This window comes from Carboxylicivirga litoralis, from assembly GCF_025499605.1.
GTDB classification, from domain to species: domain Bacteria; phylum Bacteroidota; class Bacteroidia; order Bacteroidales; family Marinilabiliaceae; genus Carboxylicivirga; species Carboxylicivirga litoralis.
This window is the reverse complement of record NZ_JAFMVC010000014.1, coordinates 43,359-61,068: the sequence shown is the minus strand read 5'-3', so window position 1 is coordinate 61,068 and position 17,710 is coordinate 43,359. Positions and strand designations below refer to the sequence as shown.

General features: G+C 41.1%; 14 protein-coding genes. 8 read left to right on the top strand and 6 right to left on the bottom strand.

Annotated elements, in window-relative coordinates; translation table 11 throughout:
* Nucleotides 1-5: 5 nt before the first annotated feature.
* Nucleotides 6-578, bottom strand: coding sequence for an AraC family transcriptional regulator (locus J1N10_RS13615; RefSeq protein WP_262327272.1), 573 nt, complete (start codon nucleotides 576-578; stop codon nucleotides 6-8).
* 169 nt (nucleotides 579-747) lie between these two features.
* Between J1N10_RS13615 and J1N10_RS13610 the strand changes: the two genes are divergently transcribed.
* Nucleotides 748-1,320: a hypothetical protein gene (locus J1N10_RS13610; protein ID WP_262327271.1), complete on the top strand. Its 573-nt coding sequence runs from the start codon at nucleotides 748-750 to the stop codon at nucleotides 1,318-1,320.
* Nucleotides 1,321-1,563: 243 nt separating this feature from the next.
* Nucleotides 1,564-2,466 (top strand): hypothetical protein, encoded by a 903-nt coding sequence (locus J1N10_RS13605; RefSeq protein ID WP_262327270.1) that lies wholly within the window; start codon nucleotides 1,564-1,566, stop codon nucleotides 2,464-2,466.
* A 40-nt stretch (nucleotides 2,467-2,506) separates the two neighbouring features.
* Here the strand turns inward: J1N10_RS13605 and J1N10_RS13600 are convergent, their stop codons facing one another.
* Together J1N10_RS13600 and J1N10_RS13595 are read right to left on the bottom strand one after the other, a co-directional pair.
* Entirely contained in the window at nucleotides 2,507-3,157 is a 651-nt protein-coding gene (locus tag J1N10_RS13600; RefSeq protein ID WP_262327269.1) for a cation diffusion facilitator family transporter, read from the bottom strand.
* 179 nt (nucleotides 3,158-3,336) lie between these two features.
* Nucleotides 3,337-5,556 carry a glycoside hydrolase family 3 C-terminal domain-containing protein gene (locus J1N10_RS13595; RefSeq protein ID WP_262327268.1) on the bottom strand — a complete coding sequence of 740 codons (2,220 nt, stop codon included), beginning with the start codon at nucleotides 5,554-5,556 and terminating at the stop codon, nucleotides 3,337-3,339.
* Nucleotides 5,557-5,818: 262 nt separating this feature from the next.
* On the opposite strand from J1N10_RS13595, the gene J1N10_RS13590 reads away from it, so the two are divergent.
* The 4 genes from J1N10_RS13590 to xylE all read left to right on the top strand — a co-directional run bounded on the left by J1N10_RS13590 (nucleotide 5,819) and on the right by xylE (nucleotide 11,306).
* Nucleotides 5,819-6,808 (top strand): GntR family transcriptional regulator, encoded by a 990-nt coding sequence (locus J1N10_RS13590; RefSeq protein WP_262327267.1) that lies wholly within the window; start codon nucleotides 5,819-5,821, stop codon nucleotides 6,806-6,808.
* Between the two features lie 63 nt (nucleotides 6,809-6,871).
* Complete coding sequence (locus J1N10_RS13585) at nucleotides 6,872-8,344, top strand: xylulokinase (RefSeq protein ID WP_262327266.1); 1,473 nt, start codon at nucleotides 6,872-6,874, stop codon at nucleotides 8,342-8,344.
* Between the two features lie 151 nt (nucleotides 8,345-8,495).
* Nucleotides 8,496-9,812, top strand: a complete 1,317-nt coding sequence (xylA, locus tag J1N10_RS13580; protein ID WP_262327265.1) for a xylose isomerase — start codon at nucleotides 8,496-8,498, stop codon at nucleotides 9,810-9,812.
* Between the two features lie 102 nt (nucleotides 9,813-9,914).
* Nucleotides 9,915-11,306, top strand: a complete 1,392-nt coding sequence (gene xylE / locus J1N10_RS13575) for a D-xylose transporter XylE (protein WP_262327264.1) — start codon at nucleotides 9,915-9,917, stop codon at nucleotides 11,304-11,306.
* A gap of 148 nt (nucleotides 11,307-11,454) precedes the next feature.
* Here xylE and J1N10_RS13570 read toward each other — a convergent pair whose 3' ends face one another.
* On the bottom strand, nucleotides 11,455-12,171 hold the full coding sequence (locus tag J1N10_RS13570) for a peroxiredoxin (protein ID WP_262327263.1): 717 nt from the start codon (nucleotides 12,169-12,171) through the stop codon (nucleotides 11,455-11,457).
* Nucleotides 12,172-12,694: 523 nt separating this feature from the next.
* Between J1N10_RS13570 and J1N10_RS13565 the strand changes: the two genes are divergently transcribed.
* Nucleotides 12,695-15,112 carry an alpha/beta hydrolase family protein gene (locus J1N10_RS13565; RefSeq protein ID WP_262327262.1) on the top strand — a complete coding sequence of 806 codons (2,418 nt, stop codon included), beginning with the start codon at nucleotides 12,695-12,697 and terminating at the stop codon, nucleotides 15,110-15,112.
* Between the two features lie 104 nt (nucleotides 15,113-15,216).
* Complete coding sequence (locus tag J1N10_RS13560) at nucleotides 15,217-15,972, top strand: creatininase family protein (protein WP_262327261.1); 756 nt, start codon at nucleotides 15,217-15,219, stop codon at nucleotides 15,970-15,972.
* A 243-nt stretch (nucleotides 15,973-16,215) separates the two neighbouring features.
* Here the strand turns inward: J1N10_RS13560 and J1N10_RS13555 are convergent, their stop codons facing one another.
* Both J1N10_RS13555 and J1N10_RS13550 read right to left on the bottom strand, forming a co-directional pair.
* Nucleotides 16,216-17,265 carry a nucleoid-associated protein gene (locus J1N10_RS13555; protein WP_262327260.1) on the bottom strand — a complete coding sequence of 350 codons (1,050 nt, stop codon included), beginning with the start codon at nucleotides 17,263-17,265 and terminating at the stop codon, nucleotides 16,216-16,218.
* A gap of 116 nt (nucleotides 17,266-17,381) precedes the next feature.
* Nucleotides 17,382-17,708, bottom strand: a complete 327-nt coding sequence (locus J1N10_RS13550) for a hypothetical protein (protein ID WP_262327259.1) — start codon at nucleotides 17,706-17,708, stop codon at nucleotides 17,382-17,384.
* Between the last annotated feature and the right edge of the window lie 2 nt (nucleotides 17,709-17,710).

The window sequence follows — 17,710 nt, the reverse complement described above, 5'->3', positions numbered from 1 at the left end:
TTGGTCTATACCTTATCCAGCGGCTTGCGCTTGTTATCCTTCAACTGCCTGAAATGTGACGGCGTTAATCCGGTAATTTTCTTAAACTGATTGGATAAATGCTGCACACTGCTGTAGCCAAGCTGCCAAGCTATTTCTTTTAACGACAACTCATTGTACACCATCAGCTCTTTCGCGCGTTCAATCTTCTGCCGGATAATGTATTGTTCTATTGTTTGGCCTTCAACTGATGAGAACAGTTTACTCAAATACGAATAATCGTATCCCAGAGTACTAGATAAATAACTGGAACTATTAACAGTCTCTCCAACGTTTTCATTGTGATGAATTCGCTCAATAATTAGTGTTTTGATGCTATCTACTAACTGTCCTTTTTTGTCATCAATCAGCTCAAACCCGTTATCCTGCAACACCTCTTTAACTTCAAGCAGTTGTATTCCTGATAATTCATCATCCACTTCAACAACACCTAATTCAATGGATATAATAGGTAGATTCAATTTCTCAAACTCATCATTAACCACTTTAATGCAGCGGTTACAAACCATGTTTTTGATGTGCAATGTTGTTGTGCTCATACAACAAAGTTAAAGGATTTAATGATGTTAAAAGCATCGTACGGTATTATGTCTCCTCTGCTTTACAAATGCAAATTCAAAAGTTTTTTTATTCATTCGGTAGGGTAACGAAAGGTTGATGCGGTTACTATATAAATGGATATCAGTAATCATCTAAAACATATACGTTATGAAAGCAATGGCACGATTAATTGGAGTAATTGCTCTGGCTATGTTTGTAGCACTTCCGGCAATGAATGCACAAACCGAAACACCTGTAAAACAGCAAGACAAAACGCAACCCAGAACAAAAGACCAAACGAAGGACAAAACAAAGGACCAAACGCGTGATCGTCTGCATGTAGAACTGAGCGAAGAGCAACAAGCTTTGATGGAACAAAACAAGGAAGGAAATAAGCAATTCAGAGCGGCCTTTAGAGAAACATTAAGTGAAGAACAGGTAGCAATTTTGGAAAATAAGGAAATGACCCGAGAGCAGAAACGCGAAGCCTTGAAAGCCTGTTTATCTGAAGAGCAAAAAGAGATGATGCAGGAGCAAAACCAAGTGAGAGAGCAAAACCGTCAGCAATTGCACAGCAGCCTTTCATCTGAACAGAAAAAGCAAATTCGTCAGCAGTTGCAAAACGGCGAAAACTGTGAAACAGCCACAGCGGTTCGTCAGCAAAGCCAGACACAGGCTAAACAACAGGCACAGCAGGGAGCCAAACAAGGTTCAGGCGGTGCTAAAAATGGCGGAAACTAATTCATGAAAATGAAGCAGTATTAAAAGCCTTATCAAACAAGTTTTAGTAATGCTTAAAAGCTAATGCAAACCACAAAGACACAAAGAAAACCAACTTTTGCTTGATTACTTTGTGCCTTTGTGGTTACGGATTTTAGGGACAACCCAATGTAGCCAATCGAAATTTCCAGTGCTCCCAATTATACACATTAGTGTCATCAAAAGCTATCTTTTCTGCATGCTTATACCAAAGAGAAACTTATCATGAAAGCAGTTGGTCTTATTTTATTCTTAGTTCTTCTTTTATCGTTTCAAGCCAAGGCACAACGGACAGATATTATGGATAAAGAGCGTGTCGCTCAGGTTGATTCATTACTGAACGATGTGCTGTTTGGCGATGATGATTTACTAGACCTTCTGCTGGAGGAAAACACTTTTCAGTTCCTTTACGTTGCCACCAACTGGAGTAACCGCACCTACTATGCCGGGCGAGAAAATGGCAGCTATCAGTCTAACTTGTCCGGACAAATCTATTACATGCATTCAAACGGTTTCTATGCCGGAATATCCGGAAGCTGGTACAGTCAGCTGGAACCTAATTACCGCAGCACAATACTGAGTATTGGTTACGGAAAAAGCCTCAAAAAGCACTCGTACTTTCGGTATCGTTTTTCGGCCGATTATTTCATTTTTCATGTCAACGATCCGGAGTTTGATCCGATTTACAACAGTAGTCTCAATGCAGGCCTATCTCTCAAAAGCAAAACACTGGGCACAAGCATTGATGGTTCACTCCTGGTTGGTCAGGAATTTGGGCAACAGTTTATCTGGAATACCGATGCATACTTGTATCTGGCCCGATTTGGCAACTACAATTACCTGCGCTTAGAACCAGAAGTATCTTTATTCTTTGGTTCCGAAGCTGCCGAGTTTTTGCTGAACGAAGCCTACTTTGATCAAACCACCAACGAAGAAATTGACACCTACTACAGAGATGTTTTCGCGCTTTTAAACACACAACTGCGCCTGCCATTGAGCCTTAACTGGAATAATTTTGATATGCAACTGACCTACTTGTATAACATTCCCCGAACCATTGGCGATGGAGAGCCCTATCCTAACACTTCTTTTTTCCGTATTTCGCTGGGTTATATTTTTAGTTTGTAAGAAGTTGAGAAATAAACACCTCACGTTCTCCACCACTCTATTAATGATGATGGTGATGATGCTTATGGTCCTGCGGCACATCCAATAAGTCGGCACCCGAATTCTTCAGCAAACCAACCGACCACTTAATAATTACCAACGAGCTGATGATGGCCGCAATGGTATCAATAAACGGAATATCCCAAACCATCGCTACAAACAAACCTATTATAGCAGATAAACTGGTTAACGCATCGGCAATAACATGCAGGTATGCAGCCTTGATATTATGGTCCGAATGCTCGTCATCGTGATGCAATAAAAACGCGCTGACAATATTAACTACCAAACCAATTACTGCCACTGCAATAGCTTCTTTATAAACAATATTGGCCGGATTATAAAGGCGTTCAATAGCCTCAACCATAATCACAATAGCAAAAAGCAATAGCATCAATCCGCTGCTATAGCCTGATAGAGAAAGGATCTTATTTGAATTGCCATTGAAGCTCTCTTTCTTCGATACTCTACGCACAATCACATAAGCCAACCAGCTTAAACCAATAGCCAAAACATGCGAGCCCATGTGAATACCATCGGCCAGCAAGGCCATTGAATTGGTGGTGAGGCCAAATATAATCTCAACCACCATAGTAATGGCCGTTAGCAGAACGACCCATAAGGTTTTCTTTTCGTGTTGATGTACATTCATTGTATATTGTGATTAAAGACCCAAAACTAATGTCTTTAGTTCTATTATCATATACCAAAATATTGGGGTTTTGTTCATTTGAAACAGGATAACAAAGATTAATTGAACTGGTTACTTGCCCTAAACAAAAAATCCTCCTCATATGAGAAGGATTTGGTTGATATTGACTTCTTACTGTCTTACTCAATCACTTCAACAGTCAACTCTAATGGCTTCATGCCGTTTAATGACTTTAATCGATTCGAAGGACTTGAAGAGCCAACAAATAATTTATATTCCCCTAGTGGTAGCACCTTTTGTCCGTCCATATCAATCTGTGACAAAGTTTCTTTATTAATTTCAAACGAAACATTGCTTGTCTCCCCCGGTGCAATCGCTCTATTTTTAAAGTCTTTAAGCGCACATATTGGCGTAACAAAACCAGCATCGGTTTTACTTACATACAACTGAATACTCTCGTTCTGTAACATCGAGCCAGTATTTGTAATTGTTAACTCCACCTGAATAGATTCATCTGCTTTCATCTGAACTTCTTGATCGCCATTCCATTTATAGTCAACGGTATTATAACTTAAACCGTAACCAAATGGATAAAGTGGTTCTCCATCAAAATAGCGATACGTCCAACCACCTTGGGCGATGTTATAATCTTCAAAATCTCCCAGCTGATCAGTCGATTCATACATGGTAAAAGGTAATTTCCCTGATGGTGAATAATCGCCAAACAAAATATCAGCCAGCGCATGACCTCCCTGTTCACCAGGATACCAGGCCCAAACTATTGCATCAGCCAGTTCGTGTACCTCAGGCATAGCTATGGCACTGCCCGACATGACGACCACCACCAATGGTTTATCAGTACATTTTTCTTTTAATGCTTTAAGTAATTTAATTTGGTTAGCCGGCAATTCAATTTTATCGCGGTCTCCCCCCGTCTTTGAAAATGGCGTATCACCATTCTCTCCTTCGTACAAAGGTGAGATACCCACAACAGCAATGACTGCATCGGCAAACTGGGCATTCCAAACCTGACCTGTATTGGTATGTTCCACTTCCTGCTCCAGCAGAATGGTTTGATTGTATTGCACAATACTGGTTGGAGCAACCGCATTAGCAATTCCTTCGAGCACGGTTACGTAATTTTTGGACACGCCATAATAATTACCCATTAAGGCGTTGACATCAGCTGCATTATTGCCCGTTACATAATATTGCGACAGGTCTTTTTTTAGCGGAAGAACGCCGTTGTTTTTTAACAAGACCATTGATTTTCTGGCCACATCGCGCGATAATTCTTTGTGCTCGTCGCTACCAACAACAGATAATGGAATTTTTGAGTAAGGTACCTCCTCTTGGGGATCGAACATACCTAACTGAAAACGTATTTTTAGTTGCTTGGTCAAGGCTGCATCCAACTCTTTTTCATTGACCAGGCCTTGCTCAATGGCTTTATCAAGGTGTCGGTAAACACTCCCGCAATTAACATTAACATCGGCTTTCAAAGCCATAGCAGCCGATTCCACCGCATCCTTACTAATCTTATGGAACACATGAAAATCATATAAAGCACCACAATCAGACACAACATAACCATCGAAATTCCATTGATTACGCAACACATCCAGCAACAAAGTAGGGCTACCACAACACACCTCAGAATTGGTGCGGTTATAGGCACACATCACCCCAGCCACACCTTCATCAACCAAGTGCTTAAAAGCAGGCAAATACGTCTCGTTTAAGTCCTTTTGATTGGTCGAAGCATCAAAATAATGACGCTTAGCTTCTGGTCCATTATGAACTGCAAAATGCTTGGCACAGGCTGCAATTTTAAGGTATTTATCATCATTTCCCTGCAAACCCCGAACAAATGAAGCGCCTATCGTTCCTGATAAAACAGGATCTTCACCATAAGTTTCGTGGCCTCTTCCCCAACGTGGATCACGGAAAATATTCACATTGGGCGACCAATAGGTTAAACCCAAATACCATTTATGAATGTCTTTTTCAATGGCCGCATGGTACAAAGCTCGTCCTTCATCGGATATGGCAGTCGCCACCTGCTCCACTAAATCAGGATTGAAAGTTGCTGCCATTCCAATAGCTTGTGGAAAAACAGTAGCCGGAGCTGATCGTGCCACACCGTGCAATCCTTCGTTCCACCAGTTATATTGCGGAATACCCAAACGCTCAACAGGCTGTGCCGTGTTCTCCATTAAACCAATCTTTTCTTCCAATGTTAGTTCATCGATAAGCAAGTCGACACGTTGGTCAATGCTCAATGCTGTGTTTTGAAATTCATGCTGATAGCTTTGTTTCTCTATTGCTGAGTTGTTTGATGGAGACGTGCATTTTACACAAACTACAGCAACCAATAATAAGTGTAGTAACTGTTTCATAACATTCTGGATGGGTTATTTAACTAAATTTTATCTTAATAGTCGTATAATACAGGATCAAACCTGCATAAGAATTGTTGACATGAAGAGTATTACACCAATTGTTGCCACATTAGCCAATTATTAAAGGCATCCATCATACTCAAAAGCCAACCTTACAAATCAAACCATTAAATGAGAAAAAAACAAGTTTTGAAAGCACTAATCCAGAATTAAACCTATATTTACACCTACCAGAACAGAACACTTAAAGACTGGTTTGATGATCAAATTTACAATCAATTCTCATAGCGAAATACCGAAGTTTCAGCAGTTGGTCGATACTGTTGTGAATGCTTTGGCCGAAAATAAACTGCATGAAGGCGACCAACTACCTTCGGTTAATGTGATATGCCAAACCTACAAATTATCGCGCGACACCGTGTTTAAAGCCTATGGTATTTTAAAGGAACAAGGCGTTATTGAATCGGTACCCAACAAAGGCTATTTCGTTGCTAAAGAAGGACGTAAAGTCTTCCTTTTCCTCGATACTTTTAAAGCCTATAAAGAAGTTTTATATGGTGAGTTTGTCCGCAATTTAAATAAGGACACCATTGCTGATGTACACTTCCATCACTATAATATTGAGCTGTTTAAAAAGCTAATTAATGATAGTCGAGGCCGTTATAGCAAGTACATTATTATGCCTTTCGACCACCCGGAAGTAGCCAAAATCGTTAGCACTTTACCCGCTGACAAAACACTGATAATCGACTGGAATACAAACATTAAACACTTTAATAATAAACTATACCAGGATTTTAGTGAGCCGGTATTTGAAGCGCTGTACGAAGCAGACCACCTTATTAATAAATACAAGCGTAAAATAATGGTGTATCCTACATACACCAATCACCCTGTTATCACAGCAGATCGCTTTAAAGACTATTGCGACAACAAAGAATATGAGCATTTACGCTTAACTAACGAAGAAGAACTAAGCGTCAGAGCTGGCGATATGTACTTCTGCGTAAGTGACCGCATGCTGGGGCATATACTGGAACAATGCAAAGAGCGCAAGCTGGAACCAGGTGTTGATGTGGGCATCTTATCCTATAACGAAACACCTATGAAGAAATTCATTTACAAGGGCATCTCCGTTATTTCTACTGATTTTAAATTAATGGGACAAAAGGCTGCATCCTTCGCTTCCAGCGACATAGAAATGGATTATTGCGTACCTACAAAAATATTTTTCAGAGAATCACTATAGTCGTGATTCTTTTTTTATAGATTTGCACCATACCAGTACAGAACAGTACACAAATAGAAAAGTATGTATTCATTAGGATTCGATATAGGAAGTTCATCAGTAAAAGTTGCTTTGCTTGATGTTAACACAGGAACGGCTGTTAATTCAGCCTTTTATCCCAAAGAAGAAATGGCTATCTCCAGTCCGCAAGCAGAATGGGCAGAGCAAAACCCATTGGACTGGTGGAGCAACCTGAAACTAGCTTTAAAAGATGTGTTAGAAGCATCTGATATTGACAAATCTACTATCAAGTCCATTGGCATCTCTTACCAGATGCACGGGTTAGTAACTGTAGATAAAAATGGTGATGTGCTGCGCCCCGCCATTATCTGGTGTGATAGCCGTGCCGTCCAATATGGCAACCAGGCTTTTGAAGAAATAGGTGAAGAGCATTGCCTGTCACACCTGTTGAATTCACCGGGTAACTTTACAGCTTCCAAACTGAAATGGGTCAAAGAAAATGAACCGGACACCTTTGCCAAAATCCATAAAATTATGTTGCCTGGCGATTACATTGCCTACAAACTAACCGGAGAAATGGTAACTACCAAAAGTGGCTTGTCTGAAGGTATCTTTTGGGATTTCAAAACACAAACCGTTTCAAAAGAGCTACTGGAAAATTATGGTTTTAGCGAAGAGGTGATTCCTACCATTAAAGAAACGTTCGAAATACAAGGTCTGCTCAGTCCAGAAACAGCCAAAGAACTGAACTTAGAACCTGGTATTGCCGTTGCGTATCGCGCAGGCGACCAACCTAATAACGCACTTAGTTTAAATGTCCTAAATCCAGGAGAAGTAGCAGCTACAGCCGGCACATCAGGTGTCGTTTATGGTGTGAGCGACCAGTTGAAGTACGACCCGGCATCACGTGTAAATACGTTTGCACACGTTAATCACACTAATATCGATAACCGTTTGGGCGTATTACTATGCATCAACGGTACCGGCATTCTCAATTCATGGTTGCGGAAAAATGTCGCTGCCGATTTGGATTATGTGCAGATGAATGATGAAGCGTCTGCTATTGAGCCTGGCAGTGATGGTTTATTGATTCTCCCTTTTGGCAATGGTGCCGAGCGCGTTTTGAAAAACGACAACCCGGGGGCCACTGTTAAAAATCTGAATTTTAACATCCACAGCAGAGGACACATGCTACGTGCCGCACAAGAAGGCATTGCCTTTAGTTTTAAGTACGGCATGGAAGTGATGGAACAAACAGGCATCGAAACAAAGGTTATTCGTGCCGGCAAAGCCAACATGTTCCTCAGCCCTATTTTTCGCCAAACACTGGCCGATATATCAGGCTCCACCATTGAGCTATACGAAACAGATGGTGCTTTAGGTGCAGCACGCGGTGCAGCATACGGCGCTGGCTTATATAAATCACTGGAAGAAGCCTTCGCATCATTAGAGAAGGTGGATGTGATTCGTCCAATAGCAGAAAATATTGATGCATTGGAAGTGGCATATAAGAATTGGAAAAAAGCATTGGAGTAAAGACGGAAGACGGGAGACAGAAGATTGAGGACAATTCATCAATTCGACAATTAAATAATAATCAAGTAAAAGGAGGCTCGAATCTTAAACACATTATCAGGTTTACTTAACACAAACAAAGATTCAGTCTCTGATATAAAAACAACAAATCATGGCAACAGGTAACGATTTTTTTCCTGGTATTGGAAAAATTGCCTATGAAGGCAGAGATTCAAAAAATCCATTGGCATTTAAATGGTACAATCCTGAGCAAGTAATTGCCGGAAAAACAATGAAAGAGCACATGCGTTTCGCTATTGCTTACTGGCACACATTCTGTGACACAGGTGGCGATCCATTTGGTTCAGGCACTCAGGTTTTCCCATGGAACAAAGGCACTGATGCCATCGATCGTGCTAAGTACAAGATGGATGCTGCATTCGAATTTTTCACAAAAATTGGTGCCCCATTCTATTGTTTCCACGATATTGACATGGTTGGTAACGGCACTGCTTTTGAAGTTGAAGAGCGCCTGAGCAAAATGATCCCTGTTGCGCAACAGTATCAAAAAGAAACAGGTGTGAACCTATTGTGGGGAACAGCTAACGTTTTCTCCGACCCTCGTTATATGAACGGTGCGTCAACCAATCCTGATTTTACAGCCCTGGCACACGCCGGCACACAGGTAAAGAACGCCATTGACGCCACCATTGCCTTAGGTGGTCAGAACTACGTTTTCTGGGGTGGCCGCGAAGGTTATATGTCCTTATTAAACACTAATATGAAAGCCGAAAAAGAGCACATGGCACAGTTTTTAACCATGGCACGCGACTATGCTCGCAAGAACGGCTTTACTGGTAACTTCCTGATTGAGCCTAAGCCAATGGAACCTTCGAAGCACCAATATGATGTGGATGCTGAGACTGTGATTGGCTTCTTACGTCATTATGGCTTAGACAAAGACTTCAAATTAAACATTGAGGTGAACCACGCCACTTTGGCACAACACACTTTTGAGCACGAATTGCAGTGTGCCGCCGATGCCGGTATGTTAGGTTCTATCGATGCCAACAAAGGTGATTACCAGAACGGATGGGATACAGATGAATTCCCAACCAATATCTCTGAAACCGTGCAGGCGATGTTAGTCATTCTTCAGGCCGGAGGTTTACAAGGTGGTGGTGTTAACTTCGATGCTAAAACACGTCGTAATTCAACCGATCTTGAAGACATCTTTATTGCGCACGTATCAGGTATGGATACATTTGCCCGTGCTTTGGTGATTGCTGACGATATTTTAACAAACAGCGACTACCTGAAACTGAAATCAGCCCGTTATGCTTCATTCGACAGCGGTAAAGGTGCTGAGTTCGCTGCCGGTAAATTAAGCCTTGAAGACTTGCGTACCTATGCTAAAGAAGTTGGCGAGCCAGCCAAAATTAGTGGTAGGCAAGAGCGTTATGAGCAGTTAATTAACATGTATATTTAAAACAGTTAAGTAGTTTTTAGTCAGTAGTCAGTAGAGGCATTCAATCAATGTGATACTACTGACCACTGGCTATCAACTACTGACTATATTAAATCCGGGACTATGGAAAAACAACAAAACTTAGGCTATATCATGCTATTGACACTGGTGGCAACCTTGGGCGGGTTGCTTTTTGGGTATGATACAGCTGTTATTTCAGGGGCTGAGAAATCCATTCAGGCCTTTTTAATTGACGGGCTTAACCTCAGCTCGTTTGCTCACGGCGCAACCGTTTCGAGTGCGCTGATTGGTTGTATCATTGGTGGAGCCATCTCTGGCTTGCTGGCTTCCCGCCTGGGACGCAAAAAATCGCTAATGGTAGCCGCTATCCTGTTCTTTATATCAGCCCTTGGTTCGGGCCAGCCGGAAATCCTGTTCTTCGAACCGGGCAAAGCCACCATGGGCTTACTTTACATGTTTAACTTCTACCGTATCATTGGTGGTATCGGTGTTGGTCTTGCATCAGCTATCAGCCCCATGTATATCAGCGAAATTGCACCGGCACATATGCGTGGTCGCCTCATCTCGTTCAACCAATTTGCCATTATCTTTGGTATGCTGGTAGTCTATTTTGTCAACTGGTCCATTGCCAAAGGTCAAAGCATCGAATGGATTAACAAAACAGGCTGGCGCTATATGTTTATGTCCGAAGCCATTCCGGCCGGACTGTTTGCCATACTACTGTTTTTTGTACCTGAAACACCGCGCTACCTGGCCATGCAGGGACATAATGACAAGGCCTTAACCATCCTGGGACGCATCAACGGACTGGACGCCGCTAAAAACATTTTAAACGACATTACAGAAACGGTACAAAAAACCGTGTCATCATCAAGCGTGATGGCTTACGGTAAAAAAGTCATTATTATTGGTATTTTGCTTTCTGTATTCCAGCAGTTTGTTGGTATTAACGTGGCGCTGTACTACGCTCCACGCATATTCGAAAGCATGGGAGCGGCCAAAGATGCATCCATGCTGCAAACCATTGTGATGGGACTAATCAACGTGATATTTACCGTAGTTGCTATCCTCACCGTGGACAAATGGGGGCGTAAACCACTACTGATTACCGGCTCCATTGGTATGGCGGTGGGTATGATTGCCATTGGTACGCTATCCTTCCTCGAAGTAATTGGCATCAGCACGCTAGTGTTTATCATTGTTTACACAGCTTCGTTTATGATGAGCTGGGGACCTATCTGCTGGGTATTGATTGGTGAGATTTTCCCCAACAAAATTCGCGGACGCGCAATTGCTATTGCTGTAGCAGCTCAATGGGCCGCCAATTATTTTATTTCATCGACCTACCCAGCCATGATGGAATTTAGTGGTGGAATGACCTATATGTTCTACGGTGTGATGAGTGTTTTATCGGCCATCTTCGTCTGGAAAATGGTACCGGAAACAAAAGGTAAATCACTGGAAGAAATGGAAGAAGTAATAGAAAAATTATAGATTGGGTTTAAATTACATGTGAAAATCCTGTGTTACAAATGTGTAGCACAGGATTTTTTTTAGCCTCTACATGGCTTGACATGCTCGTTTGGGGCTGTTGCTAATGAATGCATGAGTTGGCCTCACTGTATCATGCCAATACCACAAGTTATTTTTTTAGTACTTTACTCAATACCAAATCCTTATCGAGCTTTTTAGTACAGAAGAACCAATCTTTACAATCGATATCTGAATCCTCCATGCGTTCTTTAGCCGTACCACAAGAGCCAGCAGGGCCAATAATTACATCATCACCCGGACGCCAGTCGGCAGGGGTAGCCACACCAAACTCATCGGCTGTTTGCATAGCGATAAGAGCACGATACAGCTCATCAAAATTACGGCCCAGGCTTAATGGATAGTAAACCATAGCGCGAATGATGCCTGCCGGATCAATAAAAAACACCGCCCGCACAGCTTTGGTGGTATCTTCATTAGGTTGAATCATACCATACTTTTTAGCCACATTCATGGTTATGTCTTCAATTAAAGGGAAAGTCACTTCAATGTCTTTCATGCCTTTGTATTCAATTTTCTCTTTGATGGTGCGCAACCATGCAATATGGCTATACAATCCATCAACAGATAAACCAACCAGTTTACAGTTAGCCTTATGAAATTTATCCTCCATGTGTGCAAAAGTCATAAACTCAGACGTACAAACCGGCGTAAAGTCGGCAGGGTGACTAAAAAGAATAACCCAACTGCCTCTGTAATCTGTTGGAAAATTAATATCGCCTTGTGTTGTGACAGCTTTAAATTCAGGAGCGGGATCTCCTATGCGGGGTAAGCTTACCATTTGTTCTTCGTGACCAGTTTCCATCATAATAATTATTTGTTGTTAATAAAAAGAAGTTCGCGTTTTTCGCAATCAAAAAGTTACGGAAAGTATTTTTAAAATGCATAATCTTCTTGAACAGAAACAATTACCCCACACAACACGAAAGTTGGTATAAATAACACCACATCAAACTGCTATTTCTCACAAAATCTACAAAGCATTCTGCCTTTCTGCTAGGCCCCTGCATCCAACCATCAATGAGTCTCATTCGGGATTAACCTCGCTGGGAGCGAGATTAAGCCTTAGCAGGTACGAAGAAGGCACAAAGAAGCCCCGAAGAAAGTTTAAGCAGATACCAAAGCATGGCATTCGCCTCTAAACAAAACACCTTAAAAAAAACGTGCTTTACAAGCTAAGTTCTATCTGCAAATTAACACTGATTTTTTTGCCATACTTGTTTCTACATTATGTTGGATAGTTGAAGTATAAATACTACCTTGACTTTTTATTACAACATATTAATCTACGCGTCCTGCTATCTGGATGTTTATTTAAACCCATAACTAATATGAAACAAATCAATTTACTAGTTGCATTACTCATGCTTGCCTGCTTTACGACATCGGCACAGGTAGATTTAACCTATCAGGAACCTTCCAAAGAAATAATGGATTTAGCCGATGTGCCACTTCCTCCATCAACAGCTATAAACGAAGATGGCTCGGTCATCGTTTTAATCTACCGGAATCAGTATAAAAGTATTGAAGAGCTGTCGGAGAAAGAAATCAAGCTGGCAGGTATCCGCACCAATCCTATCACTAATGTTTCATCGCGCACCCGCTTCTCTAACAACATTAAACTAATGAAGAAAAAGGGTGGCATTATTGATGTTAAAGGCATGCCTGAAAAAGCTCGCCTGGCCAACTTTGCCTGGTCGCCCGACCAAAGCAAGATGGCTTTTACCAATACCGTTTCTGATGGTACTGAGTTGTGGTACATCGATATTGAGAATGCAGCAGCTCATAAACTAACCAAAGCCACTCTTAATGGTAATCTGGGTAGTCCTTTTACCTGGATGAAAGACAACAATGCCATTATTGCTAAAGTACTGCCTGCTAACCGCGCAGCTATAACCGATAAAAGCACTTCTATCCCAACAGGTCCTATTGTGTCGGTAAACGAAGGTCAGAAAGCCCAAAATCGAACCTACCAGGATTTATTGAAAGATAAGATGGATGAAGATAACTTTATGAAGCTGGCTGAATCAGAACTAAAAGTCATCTCACTTGATGGAAGTGTAAAAGACTGGGCACCTAAAGCTATCTATCGCAACATTAGCTTCTCCCCTGATGGCAATTATGCCATTGTATCCATCGTGAGCAAACCCTTTTCATACATCGTACCCTACCGTCGATTCCCAACCGAATATGTATTGATGGATAAGGCCGGTAAAAGTATTAAGTCGATCGAAAAAGTACCGTTAATTGAGGAACTACCTAAAGGCTTTATGGCTGAACGCACTGGCAAACGTAATATCTCTTGGCGTGCCGACAAGCCCGCCACACTTTATTGGGCTGAAGTACTTGATAAAGGAGACCCTGAGGTAAAAGCCGATTTCCGCGATGAAGTATTTGAATTGCCTGCTCCATTTACGGCCGATCCAAAGTCTATTTTTAAATCAATCAACCGCTTTGCAGGTATTACCTGGGGTAATGACAACGTTGCCATTGCATATGATTATTGGTGGAATACAAGAAATCAAAAAACCTACCTGTTCAATCCTTCAGATGCAACTAAGAAACCAGAAATACTAAACGACAGAAACTACCAAGATAAATACAATGACCCGGGTAGTTTTATTACCGAGCGCAACCAATATAACCGCAATATTTTGGTTGTTGACAAAGGCTATGTTTACCTCGAAGGTGATGGCTTTTCAAAAGAAGGTCAAAAGCCGTTTATAGACAAAATGAACTTAGCGTCGAAAAAGACTGTACGCTTATACCAGGCATCAAACAAAGACAAGCTGGAAACTATTTCTAAAATCATTAACATCAGAAAAGGGCAAGTAATAACGCGTATTCAATCGCCAACTGACTATCCGAATTACTACATGCGTAATATTAAGTCGCGTCGAGCACCACAGCCTATTACCCAGTTCGAAAATCCATTTAAGAGTATCGCTGGTGTGCACAAAGAGCTGGTTAAATACGAACGTGAAGACGGCTTACCTCTATCAGGAACACTTTACCTGCCTGCTGGTTATGACATGAACAACAAAGAACGCTTACCTTTAATAATGTGGGCTTACCCTACTGAATATAAAGACAAGCAAAGTGCTGGCCAGGTAACTACATCGGCCAATGAATTTATTTATCCTTATTATGGGTCGCCAATTTATTGGGTCATGAAAGGCTATGCCGTGTTGGATGATGCCTCCTTCCCTATTGTTGGTGAAGGCGAAGAGGAACCTAATGATAGTTTTGTACCTCAGTTAGTAGCTAATGCCAAAGCAGCGATTGATTATCTAGACGAACAAGGTTATATTGACAGAGAACGTGTGGCTGTTGGAGGTCACTCCTACGGTGCTTTTATGACAGCTAACCTTTTAACGCACTCCGATTTATTTGCCGCCGGTATTGCTCGCAGTGGTGCATACAACCGTACGCTGACGCCATTTGGCTTTCAGGCCGAAGAGCGCAACTATTGGGAAGCTCCGGATATTTACAATACCATGTCACCCTTTATGAATGCCTCTAAAATGAAGCATCCATTATTATTAATCCATGGTGTTGAAGATAACAACTCAGGAACTTATACCATGCAGAGCGAACGCTATTTCAATGCCTTAAAAGGCTTAGGTGCTACCGTTCGTTTGGTTTTGCTACCATCTGAAAGCCATGGTTACCGCGCACGCGAATCCGTTCTGCACATGTTGTGGGAACAAGACCAGTGGCTAGAAAAATACGTGAAGAACAAAAAATAATTCAACCAAATCTGTTCACTGGGCGGAATCGAGGTGGTGAAGAATACCTCGATTCCGCTCGATGAACAGTTATCAGCTTTATCAGTCCATTTAATAACAAAGCTATGCAACTAGTGCAACTCAACCTTCAGGCTATTAACAAACAGCAATTTGATTTAGCCATATTACCATGGGGAGCTACTGAGGCTCACAACTTTCATTTACCTTATGGCACTGACAATTATCAGAATGGTGTTATCATCAAGCAGGCGACACAATTGGCTAACGATAAAGGGGCCAAAGCATTAGTCTTACCAGAAATACCATTTGGTGTTAATACAGGCCAAACAGATATTCCTTACGTTATTAATATGCTGCCTTCAACTCAACAGGCCATTATTAATGATGTGGCCACATCTGTCTTTAAACAATGTGATAAACTACTGATTTTCAATGGGCATGGAGGCAATGATTTCAAGACGATAATACGTGAAGTAGGCATGAACTTTCCTGGTAAGAAGCTTCTTACCTGTAACTGGTTTCAGGCATTGGACAGAAGCAAATATTTTACGATGCCAGGCGACCATGCTGACGAAATGGAAAGCAGCCTGATGATGTACCTGTACCCCGAGCTGGTCAGACCGCTCACAGAAGCCGGTAATGGGCAAAATAAAGCGTTTAAGGTCAATGCCCTCAATCAAAGCTGGGCCTGGGGCGAACGTGAATGGACAAAAATAAGTAACGACACCGGTGTTGGTAATCCAAGTAAATCAAGCTCAGAAAAAGGCGAACGCTTCTTCAATGATCTCTGCCAGGTTATCAGCCAGTTTATATACGAATTGGCCCAAACGCCTTTGGATGACTTTTATGGATACAAATAGGATGTTGCGACAGGTTTCGGGTTTAAAGTTCTTGGTTTCTGGTTTTCAGTTCCAAGTTTTGAGTTTACGGGTTTTGAGTTACCGATTCCGTCAACTTGCAGAAAGCACGATGCGTAATTAGTTGAAAATAACCAACTATCCAGTTTTTCAGTTCATCGATTAATCAATTTACCAAATAAAAAATCCATTCACCAATTCAACCGCCCAACATCTTCATTCTTCAATCATACGTTGAACATCCTTTTACTCTTCGTATTCGAAATATAGCTTGTAGAATTTCAGACCTCGGGCACTATCAAAACCTTTCTCCATATATTGACGCTTGCCATGCACATACACATGAAAGTTTTTGTCAAGTTTCAATACCGACTTAAAGTGCTTTTTCTCAGACTTAACAGCATCTTTTGAAATATCAAAACTATCTTGTAAAGGCATATTTTTCTCCGACTCAAAAAAGTTTTTATAATCCTGGAAAGCATCCACCACTTCCGGCTGACGAATCACTTCTTTCTCAAACTCTTTCTCGTCAAAAGCTGCATGTTTATTAAAATACTCCATGGAACGGTTCAGCATATCTACCTGATCCGGGCGCTCCACATCATTTTCTTCATTAAACACCTCTCCTACAAAACCTTTACACATTTGCAGGTAATTGTTAGTAAAGTAGTAATTGTCCTCACGTGGTTTTAATCCCAGGAAATCATCTTTCCAGAAATGCGCTTCATTGCCTTTATTGATATTGTCAACTGAGCAAATTTTATAACCAAGGTCTTTTTCTGTATTAAAAACTAAACAACCTTTATCGAGCTTTTTAATATTGATGCCTTCCTGAGCCCCCAGTTCGAAGTTATTATCGCGCAACATCACTTTTAGGAAAGTATCTTTATTCTCTGACTTGAAAATACCTAGAGCATCAACTATCTCACCATCAATCACACAGTTATTAAATAGCACCATATAAAACTCACCGCCTTTAATTTTAGGGTGGTTCGATTGCTCGTACAAATGATTAGCTATGGCAATGGAGTTATCGTAGAACTGTGCTGAGTTATTGAAAATAGCATCTACCAAACCAAACATCAGGTTTTGCTCAATGTTCTCTTCATGGTGAAAGTTAAAGTAAGCTTCTGTTTTAAAAGGCTTAAAAAAGTATTGTTTTAACACCTCGATAACCATCTCATCGTCGTGTAACTGCAATTCACCCTTCGAAAAACGAATATCTTCTGCTTCGGCCCTGCAACCAATTTGATGAACAACGATATTTTGAATGGTAGCTTGTGTAAAATCAATCATTTTCTTGTGTTTAAGTACTTGCTAATAATACAGCTCACGAAAATAACATTTTTCAAAAAAAGAACAGCTGCAATAACCTAATTATTGCAGCTGTTACCGTCCATGAAAAGTTAATCTTAGCTAACCCTGCAGTGGGCAGCATACCACGATACCGGATGTTGTGCTCCGGCAATGAGCTCTTTCAATATCTTTTTATCATCCCACTTACGTTCAAAATTACATGATTGATCCAAAGCCTTTGATAACAATAACCACTCCTCAACCATGGGCTGTGTTATATTGCCCTCAAACTCTTTTAAAACATCCAAACAACATTTATCAATCATATGAATTTTTGGCTCTTCGCGTTGCAAAGAACATCGTGTTGTGTACAAATGATCATCCACACGGATAAATTCATTTTCGTCCAACATTACGGTAAACGTGAAACTGACTTGTGACATGG